General features: G+C 66.0%; 23 protein-coding genes and 1 pseudogene. 13 read left to right on the top strand and 11 right to left on the bottom strand.

What is annotated here, in order from left to right:
* Positions 1-91 precede the first annotated feature (91 nt).
* The 3 genes from NF4_RS21505 (at position 92) to NF4_RS21495 (ending at position 2,554) form a co-directional block, all read left to right on the top strand.
* Positions 92-778, top strand: coding sequence for a TetR/AcrR family transcriptional regulator (locus NF4_RS21505; protein ID WP_063129149.1), 687 nt, complete (start codon positions 92-94; stop codon positions 776-778).
* Between the two features lie 61 nt (positions 779-839).
* A complete protein-coding gene (locus NF4_RS21500) occupies positions 840-1,856 on the top strand; it encodes a permease (RefSeq protein ID WP_198165403.1) in 1,017 nt (338 codons plus the stop codon).
* Positions 1,853-2,554, top strand: coding sequence for a TIGR03943 family putative permease subunit (locus tag NF4_RS21495; RefSeq protein WP_063129147.1), 702 nt, complete (start codon positions 1,853-1,855; stop codon positions 2,552-2,554). Before NF4_RS21500 ends, NF4_RS21495 begins: the two co-directional genes overlap by 4 nt.
* A 44-nt stretch (positions 2,555-2,598) precedes the next feature.
* On the opposite strand, the gene NF4_RS21490 is transcribed toward NF4_RS21495, so the two are convergent.
* The 3 genes from NF4_RS21490 to NF4_RS21480 all read right to left on the bottom strand — a co-directional run bounded on the left by NF4_RS21490 (position 2,599) and on the right by NF4_RS21480 (position 4,210).
* Positions 2,599-2,928 (bottom strand): hypothetical protein, encoded by a 330-nt coding sequence (locus NF4_RS21490; protein ID WP_157120487.1) that lies wholly within the window; start codon positions 2,926-2,928, stop codon positions 2,599-2,601.
* The gene (locus NF4_RS21485; protein ID WP_198165402.1) at positions 2,925-3,515 is read right to left on the bottom strand and encodes a DUF3558 domain-containing protein; all 591 of its coding nucleotides are present in this window, start codon (positions 3,513-3,515) and stop codon (positions 2,925-2,927) included. The genes NF4_RS21490 and NF4_RS21485 overlap by 4 nt, the downstream gene beginning before the upstream one ends.
* A gap of 242 nt (positions 3,516-3,757) precedes the next feature.
* Positions 3,758-4,210 carry a MerR family transcriptional regulator gene (locus tag NF4_RS21480; RefSeq protein WP_063129144.1) on the bottom strand — a complete coding sequence of 151 codons (453 nt, stop codon included), beginning with the start codon at positions 4,208-4,210 and terminating at the stop codon, positions 3,758-3,760.
* 48 nt (positions 4,211-4,258) lie between these two features.
* Here NF4_RS21480 and lipP1 point away from each other — a divergent pair, with 48 nt between their 5' ends.
* The gene (gene lipP1, locus NF4_RS21475) at positions 4,259-5,224 is read left to right on the top strand and encodes a LipP1 family hormone-sensitive lipase (protein ID WP_063129143.1); all 966 of its coding nucleotides are present in this window, start codon (positions 4,259-4,261) and stop codon (positions 5,222-5,224) included.
* Between the two features lie 72 nt (positions 5,225-5,296).
* Here lipP1 and NF4_RS21470 read toward each other — a convergent pair whose 3' ends face one another.
* From NF4_RS21470 to NF4_RS38700, 3 genes are all read right to left on the bottom strand, one after another.
* Positions 5,297-6,364, bottom strand: coding sequence for a hypothetical protein (locus NF4_RS21470; protein ID WP_157120486.1), 1,068 nt, complete (start codon positions 6,362-6,364; stop codon positions 5,297-5,299).
* Positions 6,365-6,454: 90 nt separating this feature from the next.
* Positions 6,455-7,558 (bottom strand): carboxylate-amine ligase, encoded by a 1,104-nt coding sequence (locus tag NF4_RS21465; protein ID WP_232330586.1) that lies wholly within the window; start codon positions 7,556-7,558, stop codon positions 6,455-6,457.
* Between the two features lie 198 nt (positions 7,559-7,756).
* Complete coding sequence (locus NF4_RS38700) at positions 7,757-7,930, bottom strand: hypothetical protein (protein WP_198165408.1); 174 nt, start codon at positions 7,928-7,930, stop codon at positions 7,757-7,759.
* Between NF4_RS38700 and NF4_RS40080 the strand changes: the two genes are divergently transcribed.
* The 4 genes and pseudogenes from NF4_RS40080 (at position 7,864) to NF4_RS21455 (ending at position 9,626) form a co-directional block, all read left to right on the top strand.
* Positions 7,864-8,091: a hypothetical protein gene (locus NF4_RS40080; protein ID WP_198165401.1), complete on the top strand. Its 228-nt coding sequence runs from the start codon at positions 7,864-7,866 to the stop codon at positions 8,089-8,091. The genes NF4_RS38700 and NF4_RS40080 overlap by 67 nt on opposite strands.
* A gap of 14 nt (positions 8,092-8,105) precedes the next feature.
* Positions 8,106-8,570, top strand: a pseudogene (locus tag NF4_RS40075) (hypothetical protein); the annotation flags it as partial.
* Between the two features lie 245 nt (positions 8,571-8,815).
* Complete coding sequence (locus NF4_RS39365; protein ID WP_063129140.1) at positions 8,816-9,025, top strand: AMP-binding enzyme; 210 nt, start codon at positions 8,816-8,818, stop codon at positions 9,023-9,025.
* A 394-nt stretch (positions 9,026-9,419) separates the two neighbouring features.
* Positions 9,420-9,626, top strand: a complete 207-nt coding sequence (locus tag NF4_RS21455) for a hypothetical protein (protein ID WP_063129139.1) — start codon at positions 9,420-9,422, stop codon at positions 9,624-9,626.
* 208 nt (positions 9,627-9,834) lie between these two features.
* Here NF4_RS21455 and NF4_RS21450 read toward each other — a convergent pair whose 3' ends face one another.
* From NF4_RS21450 to NF4_RS21430, 4 genes are all read right to left on the bottom strand, one after another.
* Positions 9,835-10,143 (bottom strand): DUF6802 family protein, encoded by a 309-nt coding sequence (locus tag NF4_RS21450; RefSeq protein WP_063128222.1) that lies wholly within the window; start codon positions 10,141-10,143, stop codon positions 9,835-9,837.
* 156 nt (positions 10,144-10,299) lie between these two features.
* Entirely contained in the window at positions 10,300-10,491 is a 192-nt protein-coding gene (locus NF4_RS21445; protein WP_063129220.1) for a PspC domain-containing protein, read from the bottom strand.
* Between the two features lie 360 nt (positions 10,492-10,851).
* The gene (locus NF4_RS21440) at positions 10,852-11,640 is read right to left on the bottom strand and encodes an SDR family oxidoreductase (protein WP_063129138.1); all 789 of its coding nucleotides are present in this window, start codon (positions 11,638-11,640) and stop codon (positions 10,852-10,854) included.
* 445 nt (positions 11,641-12,085) lie between these two features.
* The gene (locus tag NF4_RS21430) at positions 12,086-12,673 is read right to left on the bottom strand and encodes a PadR family transcriptional regulator (protein ID WP_063129219.1); all 588 of its coding nucleotides are present in this window, start codon (positions 12,671-12,673) and stop codon (positions 12,086-12,088) included.
* A 118-nt stretch (positions 12,674-12,791) separates the two neighbouring features.
* Between NF4_RS21430 and NF4_RS21425 the strand changes: the two genes are divergently transcribed.
* From NF4_RS21425 to NF4_RS21415, 3 genes are read left to right on the top strand one after another with little or no spacing between them, the layout of a single operon-like run.
* Positions 12,792-13,913, top strand: a complete 1,122-nt coding sequence (locus NF4_RS21425; RefSeq protein ID WP_063129136.1) for an aromatic ring-hydroxylating dioxygenase subunit alpha — start codon at positions 12,792-12,794, stop codon at positions 13,911-13,913.
* Position 13,914: 1 nt separating this feature from the next.
* Positions 13,915-14,904: a PDR/VanB family oxidoreductase gene (locus tag NF4_RS21420; protein WP_063129135.1), complete on the top strand. Its 990-nt coding sequence runs from the start codon at positions 13,915-13,917 to the stop codon at positions 14,902-14,904.
* Positions 14,905-14,956: 52 nt separating this feature from the next.
* Positions 14,957-16,330 carry an MFS transporter gene (locus NF4_RS21415; protein WP_063129134.1) on the top strand — a complete coding sequence of 458 codons (1,374 nt, stop codon included), beginning with the start codon at positions 14,957-14,959 and terminating at the stop codon, positions 16,328-16,330.
* Here the strand turns inward: NF4_RS21415 and NF4_RS21410 are convergent.
* Positions 16,290-16,808, bottom strand: coding sequence for an SRPBCC family protein (locus NF4_RS21410; RefSeq protein ID WP_063129133.1), 519 nt, complete (start codon positions 16,806-16,808; stop codon positions 16,290-16,292). The genes NF4_RS21415 and NF4_RS21410 overlap by 41 nt on opposite strands.
* A gap of 150 nt (positions 16,809-16,958) precedes the next feature.
* On the opposite strand from NF4_RS21410, the gene NF4_RS21405 reads away from it, so the two are divergent.
* Positions 16,959-17,342, top strand: coding sequence for an MFS transporter (locus NF4_RS21405; RefSeq protein WP_063129132.1), 384 nt, complete (start codon positions 16,959-16,961; stop codon positions 17,340-17,342).
* Positions 17,332-18,141: an MFS transporter gene (locus NF4_RS21400; RefSeq protein WP_063129131.1), complete on the top strand. Its 810-nt coding sequence runs from the start codon at positions 17,332-17,334 to the stop codon at positions 18,139-18,141. The genes NF4_RS21405 and NF4_RS21400 overlap by 11 nt, the downstream gene beginning before the upstream one ends.
* Positions 18,142-18,143 lie beyond the last annotated feature (2 nt).

Below are 18,143 nucleotides of genomic sequence, written 5' to 3'. Positions count from 1 at the left end.
CAACCTCCACAATTTTCTAACGCGTGTTTTTATTATGGTTAGCACACCCTAACCCCCGGTGTCGAGAGCGCAGTACGCAGAATGGACGATCGTGCCGAACCCCGCGCCCCGCAAACGCGGCCGACCGGTTCGCCTCGACCGCGAAACGATCCTTGCCGCGACCGACCAGATGCTCACCGCCGACGGCGCAAAAACGTTCAGTATGCGGCGACTCGCCGGTCGCCTCGGGGTCAGCACGGCCGCGATCTACCATCACTTCCCCACCAAGGGCGCGCTGTTCTTCGCCGTTCTCGATGCCCGCGCCGACGAACTCCGGCAGCCGGACCTACCCACCGACCCCCGAGACCGGCTGACCACGATCGTCACCTACCTCATCGACACCCTGTACGAACTTCCCTGGGTGGTCGACATCCTCATCACCGGCGAGACCTACGGCCGGGCGGCGATGTGGATTCTCGACGAATTCGCCACCTCCGCAAGGGCCCTCGGCGCCACCGAGGCGGAGGCGGTGTACATGTACTCGGTGATGTGGCGTTTCACGCTCGGTGAACTCACCGCACGCAGGGCGGCAGACGAACGAGCCGCCGCCACCCGCCGCGGCCAGTCGCCACCGCACTGGACCGAATCCGCAACCCCGGACCTGCTCGGCGACTTCCCCTCGGTCGTCCCCTTGCTGCCGCAGTGGACGACCGTCATGGCCGGCTACGACACAGCGAAAGCCGTCCGCGACATCATCGACGGCCTGGTCGCGAACCTGGGCTCGGCGCCCGGATCGTAGCGCCCGGTACCCAGCGTCGCTACACGCCGAAAGCGTTGCCGCACTGGCTATGCTGAGCACGATGGACGCGACACCTACGGCACCACCGCGACGCCGGTGGACCGGCCGATTCGAGATCACCTCGGTCCATGTGCTCGCCGGGATCCTCGTCCTCGGTTTCGCTCTCGCTCCCCTGCTCATCCGCGCAGGCACCGACGAGCCGGCCTTCCAGGCCGCCACCACGATTTTCGTCAGCATTTTCGTGCAGGCCATTCCCTTCCTGGTGCTGGGCGTTCTGGTGAGCGGGGCGATCGCTGCATTCGTCTCGCCCGACCTGCTCCAGCGGGCGCTGCCCGACAGCACCACCGGGGCGATCTGCGTCGCCGGCGTGGCCGGGATGGCGGTGCCGGGATGCGAATGCGGATCCGTCCCGGCGTCCCGCCGGCTCATCGATCACGGGGCGCCGGGTGCGGCCGCCCTCACCTTCATGCTCGCGGCACCCGCGATCAATCCTGTGGTGCTGGTGGCGACCGCTGTCGCCTTCGCCGGTGAACCGGCCATGGTCGCCGCCCGCTTCACCGGATCGCTCGCCACCGCGCTGCTCACCGGAGCGATCTGGGCACGGATCGGCCGGCCCGGATGGCTGACATCGCGACCGGCCCAGCACACGCACGGCACCGACGGCGCGAAATGGCGCGTGTTCACCGAAGCGGCCCGCCACGACCTTCTGCAGGCGGGATCGTTCCTGGTCGTCGGCGCGGCCGCCGCCACCGCCCTGCGACTGCTGGTTCCGGCGTGGATCTATGACACCCTCGCGGGGAATATCGTCGCGGCGATCGTCGTATGCGCCGCTCTGGCAGTGATTCTCGCACTGTGCTCGGAGGCCGACGCCTTTGTCGCGGCCAGTATGTCCACACTGCCGCTACTGCCCCGACTGGTCTTCCTCGTCGTCGGCCCGGCCATCGATGTGAAACTGTTCGCAATGCAGGCCGGTAGCTTCGGCCGGCCGTTCGCTCTACGCTTCGCGCCGCTGACCCTGCTGGTCGCAGTCGCATGTGCGACGATCGCCGGCCTGATCTTCCTGGGAGGTGCCCGATGAGGCGCGAGGCACAGAACCTGCTGCTGATACTGGTCGGCGCCACCATCGTCAAAATCGCACTCGACGGCAGCTACCTGCGATACGTCAAAGCGTCTCTACAACCGTATCTGCTGCTCAGTGGCGGCGTGATCGTGCTGCTCGGCCTCATCGCCATCGCCCGCGACGTCCGCGCGGGCCGAGCAATGGCCGACTCCCACAACGAATCCAGCCGCCCATACTGGATGCTGCTCGTTCCCGCCGCAGTAATCCTCTTCCTCGCGCCACCCGCACTCGGCACCGGCGCCATCCCCTCCGCGGGCCCCGAACTCGTATCGGCCACCTCTCCACGCCGACCACTGCCGCCGCTCGCCGAGGGCACACCGACGATGCCGCTCCGAGAACTCGTGCACCGCGTGCACGCCGCGCCGGACACCCTGCACGGCCGCACAATCGGCACAGCCGGATTCGTCCTGCCCAACGAGGCCGGAAACGGATTCGACCTCGGCCAACTCGCCATCGCCTGCTGCGCCGCCGACGCCCAACTGCTCATCCTCCACCTGGACGGGCCGCTCCCCGCGGGCCTCACCGAGGGCGACTGGATATCTGTCACCGGCCACATCACGGCCGGCAGAGCCGAACTCGCAACGCCCTCCTGGCCGACGATGGTCGTCGACGAAGCCCGTCGCATCGACCCACCGAAGATCACCTACGGTTACTGATCCAGCCGACCGGTTCCCCCGCCTCCGGCAACAGCAGATCAGGCCTACGCCGTGAGGAACACGGCCCACACCGATCCGGTGCCCATGAGCAGGATCGGGGTCGTGACCCGCGCGACCCGTACCCGATGGCGGACAGGGAAGGCGAAGGGAACGGCCATCGCGGTGACGAGCGCCGCCGGCAGGGACAGCACGCTACCGGCGATGAGCCCATAGCCGTGGGGATCGAATGCCGGGTCGGTCACGAAGCGGGACGTGACCACCAGGTATATGCAGCGCAGCCAGACCAGCCCGGCAGCGCCGCCCACACCACCGGCCACCAGAGGCATCGCCCTCTGGACACCGGCCGATTTTCCGGGGTGGTGTGTGCTGCTCACCGGATTCGCTCCGCTATCACCTCGGCGAGTGCGGTCGCCGGGCCGCATACGTCCTGGCCGGCAGTAGGCACTTCGGGGGCGAACTCCACCTGGAAGAGTCCGCCGGAAGCGACCTGCACCCAGATCATGCAGTTGCGGTGGCCACTCGGTCGGTGGCGATCGACCAGGAATGCGGGCGCTCCCGCGATGTCCAGGGTCCGGAAGTGTTCTTTGTCGCGCTCGATGTCTTGGAGCATCCCGTACCGATCCCATGGATTCGGGGCGAAGAACACTGCGACGCCGTCCGGGGCGGGAGCCGGTGGACTCCAATGGCAGTAACCGGGTCTGGAGTCGAGTTCCGGTTCCCCGGGCCCCGTGAGCCCGAAGCGGGTGAGGTCGTCGGGCCCGAGCACGGTACAGGGGTGGTTGACGAGTTCGGCCAGCGTCCACGGAGGGGTCGCGGGTGGTGGTGTATCGGGGGCGAGCACGGTCGGCGCGGGTGCGGTCGTCGCGGTCCCTGATACTTCGCAGCCTGTTGCGGCGACGAGCGCCGACCCCAGCAGCACGGCCCAGAGTTTGCGGATCCGGCTACCGACATCCCTCTGCATGATCACCCTCCCTGCGACCATCACAGCACAGCGCGCGGAATTACGCATCCGCCATTCCGACCGATGCATTCTTGGACACTGCTACGCCACATCATCGCTGGTTGACGATATTCAGGTCGACCAGTTGTTCGGAGGTGTCGGGTGGTTCCTCGGGCAGCGGCGGGGGTCCGGAACGGCAGCTGCGGGAATTGTCCGCGAATGTTCCTTTACGGACAGCTGTTTCCGGCGGGCCCCGCGAAGTGTCAGGGCTGAGGGTCCATGGGCCCAGCTGCCATGAAGCCGGCTGTAGTCGACGAGGCGGCGCGCGCGTTGCCGGAGTCGGCGATGGTCGATTTGAAGTGGGGGCATTCGACCAAGGGTTCATGGGTGCAGGTCGCTGCGTGGTGCAGACTGTCGCGCATGCGGGTCAGCCGGGCGATGTCGTGGTCGAGCCGGCTCGCCCGTCGCGCGAGGTGTGCGCGTAATTCGGTGTCGTCCGGCGTCGCAGTCAGAAACCGCTGGATCTGGGCCAGGGTGAAACCTGCTCCACGTGCACAATCTATGAGCATCAGCCGATCGAGTACGTCGGGCTCGAACGTGCGGCGCAGTCCGTTGCGGCCGGCCGAGCGGATAAGGCCGCGCCGTTCGTAGAACCGCAGGGCCGACGGTGCCAACCCGGACCGGACGGCAACCTCTGCGATATCGAGTAATTCCACGCCAGTGCTCCTTGACTTGAACCACGCTTCAAGTCGCAGGATAGCTGCATGAGCACAACGAACACACCCACATCGGGGTTGCATCCTCAGGTGCAGGCATATCTGGAACGGATCTCGCGCGCGGGCTTCGCGGAACTACATACATTCACACCCGAGCAGGCGCGCGAGGGACTGCGACGCCAGATCCCCATGCTCGGTGAGCCGGAACCGGTCGCCGCGATCGAGGAACGTGTCCTCTCGTTGGCCGGCCACCAGGTCCCGATCCGGATCTATACACCGGCCGGCGTGGCGCCACTGCCTGTGGTGGTGTTCTTCCATGGGGGCGGGTTCGTTGTCGGTGATCTCGATACCCATGACGGCCTGTGCCGTAGCCTCGCCAACGGCGCCGCCGCCGTCGTCGTCTCGGTCGGCTATCCCTTGGCGCCGGAGCACAAATTCCCCGCCGCAGTGGACGTGTGTTTCGCCGCTACGCAGTGGGCCGCGGCACACGCCGATAGTTTCGGCGCCGACGGAAACAGGATCGCGGTCGCCGGTGACAGCGCTGGGGGCAACCTCGCCGCGGTCGTTACGCATATGGCCCGCGATCTGGGGGGACCGCCGCTGGCCTTCCAGTTGCTCATATATCCCGATACGGATTTCCGGCGCAGCAATATCAGCATCCGGGAGTTCGCCGGGAGATACGGGAACATCACGCGCGCGGGCCAGCGCTGGTTCATGGACCACTATCTGCACAGCGACGAGGAAAAGCTCGATCCGCGTGTCTCCCCGCTGCTGGCGACCGACCATTCCGGCTTGCCGCCGGCGCTGGTCATCACCGCCGAATACGATGCGCTGCGGGACGAGGGCGAAGAATACGCCGCCGCACTGGCCCGTGCCGGGGTGCCGGTCGAGGTCCGCCGCTACCCGGGAATGATCCACGAGTTCGCGCGCCATCCGTTCGAAGCCGGCGCCACGGCGCGATCCGAAGCCGCCGCCGCATTACGTCAGGCATTCGCCGAGGTCGCCGAAAAGTAGCGGGTTTGCCGACTGGGCAAGAACGGGGTCACCCGAACCGGTGGCCGCATCCGTTAGCGTGCCGGCTCGGCTTCAGAGGCGTTGAGTCCCCCACTGCACGAGTTTCTCAACAGGGATGTTCCATGCCCGCACCGCGGAGTTGGGCACGAACGTCGTGATTTCTGGAATTCCCTCCAGTTCCGGGACCGTGGCGAGAAGGTGGAGGTATCTGCCGTCTTCGAGCCGGGTCGAGAAGGGTTGCTCACTATCGTCGGGTTCGGGTTCGAACAACAGCTCGGGCTCATCGGCGAGCCACGGTTCCAGGAGATCCTCGACTTGGGTGAAAGGGACTTTGTTGAGCCAGTCCCGTTGCGGCTGTCCTGTGACGTAATCGTCGATCACGGAGAAGCAGAGAGTCGACCAGTCTTCGATATCGCTTGCTCGGCACTGGTCGGCCAGTCCGTCGATCTCGAAATCATGCATGTCGGGATCCGGATCGCCCGCAGCCAAGCTGAAGTAGCCGACGTCGAGGTCCTGGCCGTCGGCACCGAACGCCCCCAAGGCGGAGTCCACCGCTGCGGTGAATCTGTTGTACTCGTCGAGTGTGAAAAATTCACACCAGTCGGGGACTGCGTCGCGCGTGGTGGGTGGGTCGGCACGCTCGGCTTCCCGGCAGGCGGCCCGCAGCGGGGTAACGGATTTCTGCAGGGTTCCCCGTACTCGATCTCGGACCAGCTGACGCAGATAGAATTCCGGGATCACACCTGTCGTGAACTTCGCCGGGGTGTTGGAGCGGATAACCGGGGTGCGGTTGAAGGGGTTGAGGTCGTCACCCGCACGATCCTGATAACCCCAGCGGGCCGGAGCGACACGCAACAGGACTTCACCGATGTATCGCACCGTGCCGGTAGTGAACTCCGCGTTGTCCTCGATGCCGATGGCGGCCTGGTCCGGGTAGCGCGCGAGCACGATCGGTTCCAGCACGTCCAGGGAGTCGAGGGTGAAGTCGAAAGGAAAGTCCGCGGGCAGGTAGGAACGACGCCACTGCTCCAGCGCACCTTCCATGCCGGCCAGCCAGCTGTCGAGAAAGACGCACGCCGACTCGGTCATGTTCTTGCGGTCCTCGGCCATGTACGCCTCGGCTCGGTCATCCTCATGCACGATGTACATCCTCGCGTACTACCGATAGGTTTCGCCACCATCCTGTTCGTTGCGCAATCGGGGCTCGGATTCCGGCCGAATCGGCCGAACCTAGCGGCAGCCTTGCAGTGTTGCCTCGGCCAGTTCAGTGAGGACATCGCCGAGGTCGTGGTGGGCGCGAAACGCGCGGCGTTGCCGTGCAGCGCCGTTGCCGCGGGCCAGGACCGCGGCGGCTGTCTCGGCGGCGAAGCGGTATTCGCCGACTTGCTCCAGGGCCGGGCGGACGACCGCGATGAGTTCGGCCAGCCAGTCCCGCCCGGCGATCGTCCGACCGTTCGCCGGGTCGACGAGCTCGCCCGTGATTCCATCGCGTGCTGCCCTCCAGCAGGCGACCCGGAGAAGTTCATCGGCGAACCGCGGCGCTGGTTGCGGCGGCGATACCAGAGCCGTCATCACCGTCGCACGTACCAGGGTGGCCAGCAGAGCCGTTTCTTCCACCGTCGCGGGAATATCGCTGATCCGGACTTCGACGGTCGGATAGGTTACCGACGGCCGGACATCCCAGTACACCATCTTCCGGTCCAGAATCGTGCCCGTCGACAGCAACATGCCGACCGCCGCGTCGTAGTCGGCTGTCGAGGCGAAATACGGTGGCGGTCCCGCACTGGGCCAGCGCCCCCACATGATGTGACGCCAACTCGCATAACCAGTGTCCACACCCCGATAGATCGCCGAGTTCGCGGTCAACGCCAAAAACAGCGGTAGCAGGGGTCGCAGGAAATTGCTCGCCCGCAAGGCCGCGCCTCGATCCGGGACACCGATATGGACGTGACAACCGCATAGTTGCTGTTCATGCGCCAGCATCCCGAAGCGCGCAGCGATACGCCGATAGCGCGGGGTATCGGTGATCGAAGTCATGCCCGTGCCCATCGGCGGGACCGCGACGGCCAGCAGCCGGACCCCGGTCTTCTCGGCGCAGGAGGCGACGGTCCGCCGGAGGTCACGCAACTCCGCGAGCAGCTGCGCCGGCTCGGAGTGGATTCCGGTATTGGCTTCGACCTGGCAGCGGGTGAGTTCCAGAGGCAGGTCGAGACCGTTGTCTCTGGCCGTCCGGGCCACTTCCATACTTTTTGCGACCGGAGCCCCGGTCCCGGGGTCGGTCAAGAGGAATTCTTCCTCCACACCGACGGTCGGCACGGCCGCATTCCTGCTCACCGGTCCACTCATTGCAGCAACCCGGACGCCCTGTTACAGGTCCGCAGGGGAACAAGCCGGCCCGGCGACTGCCCGGACAACCGCAGACACGAAGTCGGCACCGCAAGCCCTGCTGCCCCAGCAACCATGACACCCCCAGGAGTGACGCCGAGCACAGTCGAAACCAGACACCATGTTACCTGCTGGTATGTCCCGGGGTCATTGTCGTGCGCCGACCTGTGACCATTCCTCGGAGACGCCGCGCGGAACGTCCAGCGGCAGGCTTTTGCCCGCCTTCGCCGACTGAGCCGGTCCGATACCCGGGGGTGGGTCAACCGGCGGACCGGCCCAGAGAACAGGCTGCACCTGCGCGGCGTCGGTGCCGTCGGTCACTCGCGGCGCCTTTCCCACAGGCCCGCTTCATTCCGATCGGCGGGATCGCAGATTCCCACCCGGCCTCCAGCCTCGCCGACCCGGCGGTCCTTGCTGTCGGCGGCAGCTGGATGGCGACCGTAACGCACTGCCGGTCGAATGGTCATCGGGGTCCTGGGTGATCGTTTCGGTGGGGATGGTGGACGGTGCGCGGGCCCCCCGCGGACGCTGGCGCGCATGGGCGGACGCTCCCGGTAGCGACACACTCGACGCATTGATCACCACTGGCACGACCTCCCCGCCCCCGGCGCCGGGGAGCACCGGGCGCATCGTCTTGCTCACCAGTGGCACTACCGGCACTCCCAAGGGGACACAGCGATCGGAACCCCGCTCTCTTGCGCCGATCGGAGCATTACTCGACCGCGTCCCGTTCCGCGCCGGGGAAACCACTGCACTCTGCCCGCCGATGTTCCACACACTCGGGTTCGCGCATGATGCTGGCGGTAGCCCTCGGTTCCACCCTTTCTACAACATGTACGGCTCAACCGAAGTCGCCTACGCGACAATCGCAACCCCGGCCGACCTCACCGCCAGGCCGGCATGCGTCGGGACCCCGGCCCGCGGAGCACAAGTGCGGATCCTCGACGACCACGGTGTAGCCGCACCCACAGGGCACCCGGGCCGGATATTCGTGGGCAACCCCTACCAGTCCCAGGGATACACCAGCGGCGGGCACAAAGACATCGTCGACGGACTGATGGCCTCCGGCGACCTCGGCCACTTCGACACCGCAGGACGGCTCCTGATCGACGGCCGCGACGACGACATGATCATCTCCGGCGGCGAGAACGTATTCCCCGGCGAGGTCGAAGAGCTACTCGTCACCCACGCCGAAATCAGCGAGGCATGCTGCCTTGGAATCCCCGACACGCCTACGGCCAGCGCATCCGCGCATTCGTCGCCCGAACCGAACACAGCACCCTGGAAGCCGATGACATCCGCGCCTACGTCAAACTCACCCTCGCACGCTACAAGGTGCCCCGAGACATCGTCTTCGTCGACACTTTGCCACGCAACTCCACCGGAAAAATCCTCACACGCGACCTGAACCTCTAGCTAACGGGCCGCCCAGGTAGTCACCGAGATCACCAGCGTCTACCCCGAAAACTGTGGGGCGTTCTCGTCGTCCCCGACAACCTCACCGCCACCCTCGATCCGGACTTCGACCCAGCGTAGGACAGGCATGGGAACGGCTGCGGGGGTCTCGCGGACGACGCTGCACAAGTACAGGCCCGAGCTCACGGAGGGGCGAAGGCCGTGCCCTGACGATGTGGTGCGCCCCGCCCTGCCCTGCCCTGCCCCGGGTACCGAGCCCTCTGGGACCGGGTTTCTTCCGGCGTCACGCTCGTCCCAAGCTACGCACGGTCAGCGGTCGGAAAGATCCACGATCCTGGTTCCGGTCAACGTAATTCAGGAGAGGAGCAGTAGCCTCCCGCCGTAGACTTCCCGCATGATGAAGCATCTGTCCACTGGGGCGATGATCGCGGCCTTCACCTTCGGCGCGGCTGGTGTAGCGGCAGCCGATACCACCGTCGGCTACTACCCGACACACGGAGCGTGCGTCGCGAATGGGGTGAGCAAATTCGGTCAGGTAGGACTGGGTAAGACCTGGTTCTGCCGTCAGTCCGGTAACCAGTTCGAACTGTTTACTCGCTGACCGGACCGAAACGCCCGCCTCCGCCACGGGCGGGGGCGGGCGTAACCGGCACCGAAGGGCTTGGCGGGGATCATCAACCCGCCGAGCCTGGAAGTCGATTACGCCGACCAGGACTGAATACACGAGAGGGCCTGCACCGCGACGTGCAGACTCTCTTGCTGCTCGCGCCCGCACGAGCATCGATTCCACCCCGCACCGCGCGTCCCGATCACTCCCCCACTTTCCCCTGATCGGTCTGCCGCCACTCACCCGACCCATCCGGATTACGGTGATATTCCCACGCCGAGTAGTCACCGTCGTTCTCCACCACGCTCAGCCGGTCGGCGTAGCCGTCGAGGTCGGTATCGGTCCACACACTCATCGCATCCGGACCGGTGGTGACGAAGGTGTCGAGAATGCCGTCGACGACGAGGTCCTGGGTGGGTGATTCCATTTCCACCGGACCCAGGCCCTCCATAGACGAGGACGCCTCGAAACTCGGCATACCGATACCGGGGAACTCTGCTGATGTAGGCATGGATTCTCCTGAGCTCCACTGGTCGACCACGGGAATATCCCGGTCCATCTTTCCATCCCCGACGGTACAGCGCAGCCCCGCTCCCGGACGGGAACAGGGCTGCCGGCAGCTATGGGGACCAGGAGGTGGGAGCAGGCGCTCGGCGCACCGCCGAGATCACCGTTTCGGCATGAAAATCCACAACGCCAGATAGATCAGGAACTGCGGGCCGGGCAGTACACAGGACACGACGAAAAGCAGCCGGACGATCCCGGAGCTCCAGCCGAAGTATTCGGCGATACCGCCGCAGACTCCGCCGATCCACTTGTCGGCGGTGGAACGGGTGAAACGGCGTGCGGGGGCGGTCATGGCGGTCCTTTCGATCGCGGTTGCTACACCGTCCACTATCCGCACCCGGCCGACGGCCCGCATCGGCAGCGCTACCGACCCGCACCCTGATTTCCGGGGTCCGCGACTCAGGGTGGATCCCTGAGCCGCGACCGGTTCAGACCGCAGCCACCAGTTTCGCGAGATCCTCGGCGAGACTGTTTCGAGACACGTTCCGGAACCAGACTGGAGATATCGAAATACTCCCTCGGAGTGCTCGCAGAGGAACTGGGACGTTCGGATCGAGGTGGACGACGGCTTGCATCCTGGCCAGGATGCAAGCCGTCGCCGTTGATACGGGAGGGCGATCCCGTCGCCGGCCTCGCTCGGCTCGCGCAGACGTCAGGCGGTCTTGATGGTGCCGCCGTCGATGACGAAGTCCGCCCCCACGATATTGGCGGACTTTTCGGAAACGAGGAAGGTGATCAGTGCCGCGACCTCATGAGGCTCCGAGATCCGGCCGGAGGCGATATTGAAGATATCGCCGAGGCTTTCCAGCAGCTCGGTGTGCGAAACACCCTGAGCAGCAGCGACATTGGTCCCGAAACTATTCGAGCCGCGCCACAGCGGGCTGCCCACCACGCCGGGCGACACAGTGTTGACGCGCACCCCGCGAGGGCCGAACTCGTCGCTGAGTCGTTTACCGAGGGCGGTCAATGCCGCCTTGGCCTCGCTGTAGCCGATCGGACCGGGGGTGGGGGTCCGGGCGAAGATCGAGGAGATGTTCACGATCGATCCGCGCCGTTGCAGCAGGCTCGGCAGTGCGGCCCGGGTGGCCCACACGGCACTGAAAAGATTGAGGTCGAAGAGCTTGCGCCACTGATCGTCGGTGACGTCGAGAAAGCCGCCCAGACCCAAAAGATCCGCATCTCCAGCGCCCACGTTGTTGACCAGGATATCGATACCGTCGAGTTCGGCGAGCGCGCCGTCGATCAGTCGCGTTGCTCCCTCGGGGGTGCTCAAATCGACGGAAATCGCGGCGACGCTGGCCTTTTCGAGTTCCGGTGTGATGGTCCGGGCGCCGCCGACAACCTGCACACCTTCGGCGGTCAACGCCTCGGCGATGGCCAATCCGATACCGCGGCTGGCTCCGGTGACAACTGCTGTTCTGCCGGTCAATTCGAGATCCATGGCAATCTTCCTTCCTGGACTGCCGGTGAAGGCGGGCGATGCCGGGATAGGCGGCACCGCCGCTTCGGGTCGGCCGAGGGTAGGCCGGGCAGCATGCGGGGATGGTATCCGAATACTCGGGCCGAGGTCGCTGAATACGGGCGAGAAGCGTTGAAAGAACGGGTGTTTCGGTCCATCAGTAGTTCGGTGCCGATTCGGCCGATCCGATTGCGCGGCCCCATCGGCCGACGGTTGTCCAGTCCATCACATCAGGGCGCCGCGGCACGAGGGCACCGTCTGCGACCCGGCGGCAGAACCGTTCGAGGAGGTGAGCTGCCCACCGCCGGATCGTCCAGTCGGATCGTTCAATGCGCATATCTCAGTATCGACACTCCATCGGCCGTGGGTTAGAGCCGACCTCGCCGTCTACTCCATCGAGCCTTCCGCCATGGCTCGAATCCTGTCGCTACCGCTCCGGCGAAAGCCGATCTACAAGTTCGAGACCTTTTCGCGCCCAGGTTATTTCAGATTCGGCGCGCATTATCAAACCGTCGTAGGCGAACGCCTTGTAGGCCACGATCCGTTCGTGGTCGGTTTCGGGGTAGCGCGCCAGCCGGCGGCTGATGGTGGGGCTACTGGCGTCGACGATCGCCTGCCGCTGGGCCGTCCATTGGGCGAGTTGTTCGGTGTAGTGCGCGATATGGCGGTGGAGGTGGTCGCGCGCGCTGTCCGGGTCCGCCCATTCGAAGTAGGCGGCCCGCATATGTGGTGCGTCGCGTATGGGGGCGTAGTCGAGGGGTGTGTCCATCCATTTGCGGAGGGCGCTGATTCCGTCGTCGGTGATGCGATAGCGGGTCTTGGTGCTCCGCGGGCCCCAGCGCACTTGTTCGCCGTCGACGAGCCCCTCGGCTTCCATCCGGCGCAGTTCGGGATAGATCTGCGAATCCGGCGCGTGCCAGACGTGCCCCACCGAGCCGCTGAAGCGTTTCGCGGCGTCGTATCCAGTGAGGGGTTCCGCGGTGAGCAGCGCCAGTAGGGCGTAGCGGAGGCTCATCGCGATCTCGTCTCCCATCGAGTGACGGCTCTTGCCAATGACTATATCCGTAGCTAGTGTGTGCGCCACATCACTCAATAACTATGGTGATAGTTATTTGCACGTCCAGAGGACTCTCATGACCGATCTCGGCCCCACCGGGGCAACCGCCAAGAACATGGCCTACCCCGCCAATGCCTGGTACGTCGCAGCCTGGGACCACGAAGTGGGGCGGCGCGAGATCCTTGCCCGCACCATCGCCGGTCGGCCGCTCGCCCTGTACCGCACCGAGGACGGTCGCCCGGTCGCGCTCGCGGATGCCTGCTGGCATCGGCTGGCCCCGTTGTCGATGGGCAAACTCATCGGCGCCGACGGCATTCAATGCCCCTATCACGGTCTGCAGTACAACTCGGCCGGCCGGTGCACCTCCATGCCCGCCCAGCAGACGATCAACCCCTCGGCGATGGTCGCCTCTTACCCGGTCATCGAGCGGCACCGCTTCGTGTGGGTGTGGACCGGCGATCCGATGTCGGCCGACCCCGCGGCCATCCCCGATATGTTCCAGCTGGATTCACCGGACTGGGCCGGGGACGGCCGGACCATTGATGTGCGGGCCAACTACCAGCTCGTTCTCGATAATCTGATGGACCTCACGCATGAGGAATTCGTGCACTCGTCGTCCATCGGGCAGGAAGAACTCAGCGAATCCGATTTCGCGGTCACCCACGACGAGCGAACCGTCACGGTCACCCGGTGGATGCACAACATCGACGCACCGCCGTTCTGGCTGAAGAACATGCGGGACAGGTTCCCCGGTTTCGAGGGCAAGGTGGACCGCTGGCAGATCATCGAGTTCCAGGCGCCGGGGACGATCCGGATCGATGTCGGCGTCGCCGAGGCCGGTACCGGAGCCCCGGACGGCGACCGCAGCCGAGGCGTGAACGGCTTCGTGATGAACACGATCTCGCCGGTCGACGAACGCAGCGCGCTGTACTTCTGGGCGTTCATGCGTAACTACCGGCTCGACAGCCAGCTGATCACCACCCAGCTTCGCGATGGTGTGCACGGTGTATTCGCCGAGGACGAAGCCATGCTCACCGCCCAGCAGATCGCCGTCGAAGCCAATCCGGATCACGAGTTCTACAACCTCAATATCGACGCCGGTGGTATGTGGGTGCGGCGGATCCTGCAGCGGATGATCGAAGCGGAACGGCGCGGGACCGCCGATACCCCCGCATTCACCGCGGAAGCGGTGCAGTGAGATGACGGACAACCAGATCACCTGGCAGAACGGCCGGGTCACTTCGATGAGCCGGGTGGCCGACAGTATCGCCCGGATCGATATCGCCACCGAGATCGCGTATCCCGCGGCGCCCGGGGCACATGTGGATATCCGGACAGACACCGGCGACGTGCGTTCGTACTCGATCGTCACCAGCGCTGACGGCGGCCGCTACCTCACGCTCGGGGTTCGGCTTTCGTCGGCATCGCGTGGGGGGTCGCGTTTCATGCACGGCCTTGTTCCCGGCGATCCGCTCGTACTCACGACCCCACAGCAGACCTTCCCGCTCCGGCTCGGCGCAGGCAAGTACGTGCTGCTCGCGGGCGGTATCGGCATTACCGCGGTGGCGGCGATGGCCGCTGTCCTGCGCCGGGTGGATGCGGACTATCGCTTCGTCTATGTCGGCCGCAGCCGCGACGCCATGGCCTTCGTCCCCGAACTCGCCGCGTTGCACGGCAACCGGCTCGAGCTGCATATCGACGCCGAAGGCACCGGATTGGAGGTGCCCCTTTTCGTCGAGGAAATCGATGCGGGCACCGAGCTGTACATGTGCGGGCCGATCCGGTTGATGGACGCGGTACGGCGCCGGTGGGAAGCCGCGGGGCTGCCGGTACCGAATCTTCGGTACGAGACCTTTGGTAACAGCGGATGGTTCGATCCGGAGGAATTCACCGTCGACGTTCCCGGACTCGGCCTCGAAGTGGCTGTCGGCGAGAACGAAACGCTGCTGGACGCGCTCGAACGCGCCGGTGCCGACGTGATGTCCGACTGCCGGAAAGGAGAGTGCGGACTCTGTGTGGTCGACATCGTCGATCTCCACGGGACGATCGACCACCGCGACGTCTTCTTCAGCGAAGAGCAGAAATCCACGTCCACCAAGATGTGCGCCTGCGTCTCCCGCATTGTGCGCGATGCGAAACGCGGCCGGCCCCGCGCGGGTGCCGCCACTTTGACACTCGACCTCCAGTAACACCACCCAGCGCCCCCGGAACCGAGAGGCGCTGCCCCGGAAGGAAAATCGCGTGGACCTTCGCGCTCGCATCGACGCCTCGCCGATGCACCCTTATCAATGGCTGATCGTTGCGCTGTGTGTCGCGCTGAACCTGCTCGACGGGTTCGATGTGATGGCGCTTGCCTTTACCGCCAACAGTATTCGCGACGATTTCGGGCTCGACGGTGCGACCATCGGCATCCTGCTCAGTGCGGGTCTCATCGGTATGGCGGTCGGTGCGTTCACCCTCGCCCCGGTAGCCGACCGGTTCGGGCGGCGGCCCCTGATCCTCGCCTCCGTCGCGCTCGCCACGCTGGGGATGGCGTTGTCGGCCGCCGCCGGCTCGGCGTGGCAGCTGGGCACTTGGCGGGTGGTCACCGGACTCGGTATCGGCGGAATTCTGGCCTGCACCACCGTCATCGCCAGCGAATACTCTTCCGGCCGCCGACGCGGTCTCGCCATCAGCATCTACACCGCCGGATACGGGATCGGGGCGACGCTGGGTGGACTTGCCGCCGTTCAGCTGCAGAACGAGTTCGGCTGGCGGGCAGTCTTCGTCACCGGCGCGGTCCTCACCGGTCTGGTACTGGTGCTGCTCTTCGTCGCACTGCCCGAGTCGATCGAATTCCTGGCCTCCCGCGGACGTCCGAGTGACCTGTCCGAGGTGAACCGGATCGCGGTGCGAATCGGGCAGGACCCGGTCGAGAAGCTCGAGGCGGGCACCGGGCCGGAGGAAAACCGGGCGGGGCGTGCGACGGAACTGTTCTCGCTCCGGCATCGACGCCCGACGCTGCTGCTCTGGTTCGCCTTCTTCACCACGATGTTCGGGTTCTATTTCGTGAACTCCTGGACGCCGTCGCTGTTGGAGACGGCCGGGTTGTCGAAAGACCAGAGCGCCACCGCGGGGATGATGCTGACGCTGGGCGGTGCCGTGGGATCAGTGTTCTTCGGGGTGCTGGCCGGCCGAGGGTCGACACGCGGGGTGCTGATCGTGTTCACCGTGTTGTCCGCGCTGTCCATGGCGGTTTTCATTGCTTCGACCGCGATTCTCATGGTGGCGTTCGTCCTCGGAATCCTGATCGGCGGCCTGATCAACGGTTGTATCGCGGGGCTGTACACCCTGGCGCCGTCCCTGTACGGCCCGCGGTTACGCAGCACCGGGGTGGGCTGGGCGATCGGAGTGGGCCGGGCCGGTGCCATCCTGGCTCCGACCGCGGCCGGTGTGCTGCTGGACCTGGGCTGGACTGCGGAACAGTTGTATATCGGTGTCGCGGGGGTCGTTGTTCTCGCAGCGATTGCACTGACGTTCCTCCGCCCGGCAGTGCCGGGCAAGCCCGCCACTGCTGCTTCTTCGGCAGCGGCCGTTACGGGTTCGTCTGCCCTCGGAGCACGTGCGCCCCGGTAACCGCTTTCGCTGTGGCCAGTCCGGCCAGGTGGTGCAGCGAGTTGACGAGATGTTCGGGACCGAACGGCGGGAAGTCGAGGTACTCGCGGATATACGGGGGTACCGCCGACCAGTCATAGGTATGTGTGACCTCGGTTTCGGCCGGGCCGAGCGGCGTCAGATCGTACCGCCAGAACCAGCCGCCGAACTCCAGCCGGCCGCCGTCCTTCTCCTCGCCGGTGTACCAGCCGATGGCGTGGGGCGGATCCAATACGTGGACTTTGTTCGCGACCCGGTAGTCACCGTTCGGATGGTTCGGGTGATACATATCCATCCGGAAGACCTGGCCCACCTCGGTCAGCGGCGCCCGGTCGGCGGCCTTCTGGACCCAGCCGGTCCCGTCGAGCACGGAATGGGTGGTGGGGTCGGCCAGTACCGCGAACACCACCTCGGCCGATGCGGCGACGATCAGAGTTGCGCTCACGTTCTCCTCGGTCACGGCGTGATCCTCCCTGTCCGCTCGGCTCCCGGCAGGTGGGTTGCTGCGGCTACCCGGCAGTCGGAAGAGAAGCTCAATGGATAGACGACGTAGCGGTGTGGGATTCATCGGCAGGACGAGCAGCTGCTGGAGGATCACTCGGCGCTGTCGGTGTCGGCGTTCCTGTTCGCCAGTCTGGTGCCCGGTGTCTTCCTGGCTCCGCTGCTCGCGCCCGCGGTGGATCGTGTCGAATCGCGCCGGCTGCTCACCGTGACGCTGCTCGGTCAGGCGGTGATCACCCTGGGCATGGCGGCGTCCGGCTCGTTGCCGATCGTGGTGATCCTGGTCCTGGCGTTCACGGCCAGTTGCCTGGCGGCCTTGAACGCGCCGGCGATGATGTTGCTCGCCGAAAAGGCCGACGAGACAGCCGCAGCCAACCCGGCGCGCACGTACTCGACGCTGGACGCCGCACGCATGACCGGGATGCTGGCCGGCCCGGCACTGGGGGGGCGCCGCGGTCGGGTTGCTCGGGTTCTCGTTGACCATGGTGGTTGATGCCGCCGCGACCTGTGTGCTCGTCGCGCTTCTGGCGGTCCTGCGGTTGCGGCGCACCCCGCCCGAGAGCCGCGAGCAACGGCCTACCTGGTGGAAGCAGGTCGCCGAAGCGCCGGTGCTCCTCGCCTCCGATGTGGTGGTTCGGGCCGCGATGGCCTCACTGGCCGTGGCCATCGTCTTCACCGCGATCTTCACTGTGGCCGAGGTCTTCTACGTCCGCGACACTCTCGGCGCGACACCGCTGCTGTTCGGCGTGGTGACCACCGCGTTCGTCATCGGCAGGCTCGTCACCTCCTCCTGGATCGCCGGCCGGATCCCGCCGGGTCGGCAGGCCGAAACGCTGGTGTTCGCCGGCCTGTTGATGGGGTTGGGCCTGGCCGGTGCGGGGTTGTCGCATTCGCTGGCCGGTGCCACGATCGGATTCGCCGCGGCAGGCGCCGCGAACTCCCTGCAGGTCTCCGCCATCAGCGTCCTCATCAGCACCCATGTCCCGGCCGAGGTCAAGGGCCGCGCGTTCGCGGCGATGGGATCGTTCAACAGCGCCGCCACGGTACTGGGCACAATCCTCGGTGCGCCGGCCGTCGCCGCGGCAGGACCAGCCGGAGCGCTGGTGCTCGCCGGCGCAGGCACCTTCGCCGCGACCACACTCGCCACGCCCGTCCTGCTCCGCCGGAAACGCGGACCCCAAGACACGACGCACAGCAGCAGCGGAGTCGATCTGGAAAAACAGCCGCGCCGCGCGCACGAGTGGCCCTCGAAGGCGGAACCGATCGGGGCGAAGCAGCGTCCAAGCTCGTGACG

Source organism: Nocardia fusca NBRC 14340, assembly GCF_001618425.1.
GTDB lineage: Bacteria > Actinomycetota > Actinomycetes > Mycobacteriales > Mycobacteriaceae > Nocardia > Nocardia fusca.
This window is presented reverse-complemented; position numbering and strand designations above follow the sequence as displayed.

Bases quoted from the DNA above. Each gene is read 5' to 3' on its own strand.
- NF4_RS21445 (WP_063129220.1), bottom strand. From the start codon at position 10,491: ATGACCGCCCCCGCACGCCGTTTCACCCGTTCCACCGCCGACAAGTGG.
- NF4_RS21420 (WP_063129135.1), top strand. From the start codon at position 13,915: ATGACGGACAACCAGATCACCTGGCAGAACGGCCGGGTCACTTCGATG.
- NF4_RS21430 (WP_063129219.1), bottom strand. From the start codon at position 12,673: ATGAGCCTCCGCTACGCCCTACTGGCGCTGCTCACCGCGGAACCCCTC.
- NF4_RS21485 (WP_198165402.1), bottom strand. From the start codon at position 3,515: ATGCAGAGGGATGTCGGTAGCCGGATCCGCAAACTCTGGGCCGTGCTG.
- NF4_RS21455 (WP_063129139.1), top strand. From the start codon at position 9,420: ATGATGAAGCATCTGTCCACTGGGGCGATGATCGCGGCCTTCACCTTC.
- NF4_RS21400 (WP_063129131.1), top strand. From the start codon at position 17,332: ATGGTGGTTGATGCCGCCGCGACCTGTGTGCTCGTCGCGCTTCTGGCG.
- NF4_RS21495 (WP_063129147.1), top strand. From the start codon at position 1,853: ATGAGGCGCGAGGCACAGAACCTGCTGCTGATACTGGTCGGCGCCACC.
- NF4_RS21440 (WP_063129138.1), bottom strand. From the start codon at position 11,640: ATGGATCTCGAATTGACCGGCAGAACAGCAGTTGTCACCGGAGCCAGC.
- NF4_RS39365 (WP_063129140.1), top strand. From the start codon at position 8,816: ATGCTGCCTTGGAATCCCCGACACGCCTACGGCCAGCGCATCCGCGCA.
- NF4_RS21450 (WP_063128222.1), bottom strand. From the start codon at position 10,143: ATGCCTACATCAGCAGAGTTCCCCGGTATCGGTATGCCGAGTTTCGAG.
- NF4_RS21500 (WP_198165403.1), top strand. From the start codon at position 840: ATGGACGCGACACCTACGGCACCACCGCGACGCCGGTGGACCGGCCGA.
- lipP1 (WP_063129143.1), top strand. From the start codon at position 4,259: ATGAGCACAACGAACACACCCACATCGGGGTTGCATCCTCAGGTGCAG.
- NF4_RS21425 (WP_063129136.1), top strand. From the start codon at position 12,792: ATGACCGATCTCGGCCCCACCGGGGCAACCGCCAAGAACATGGCCTAC.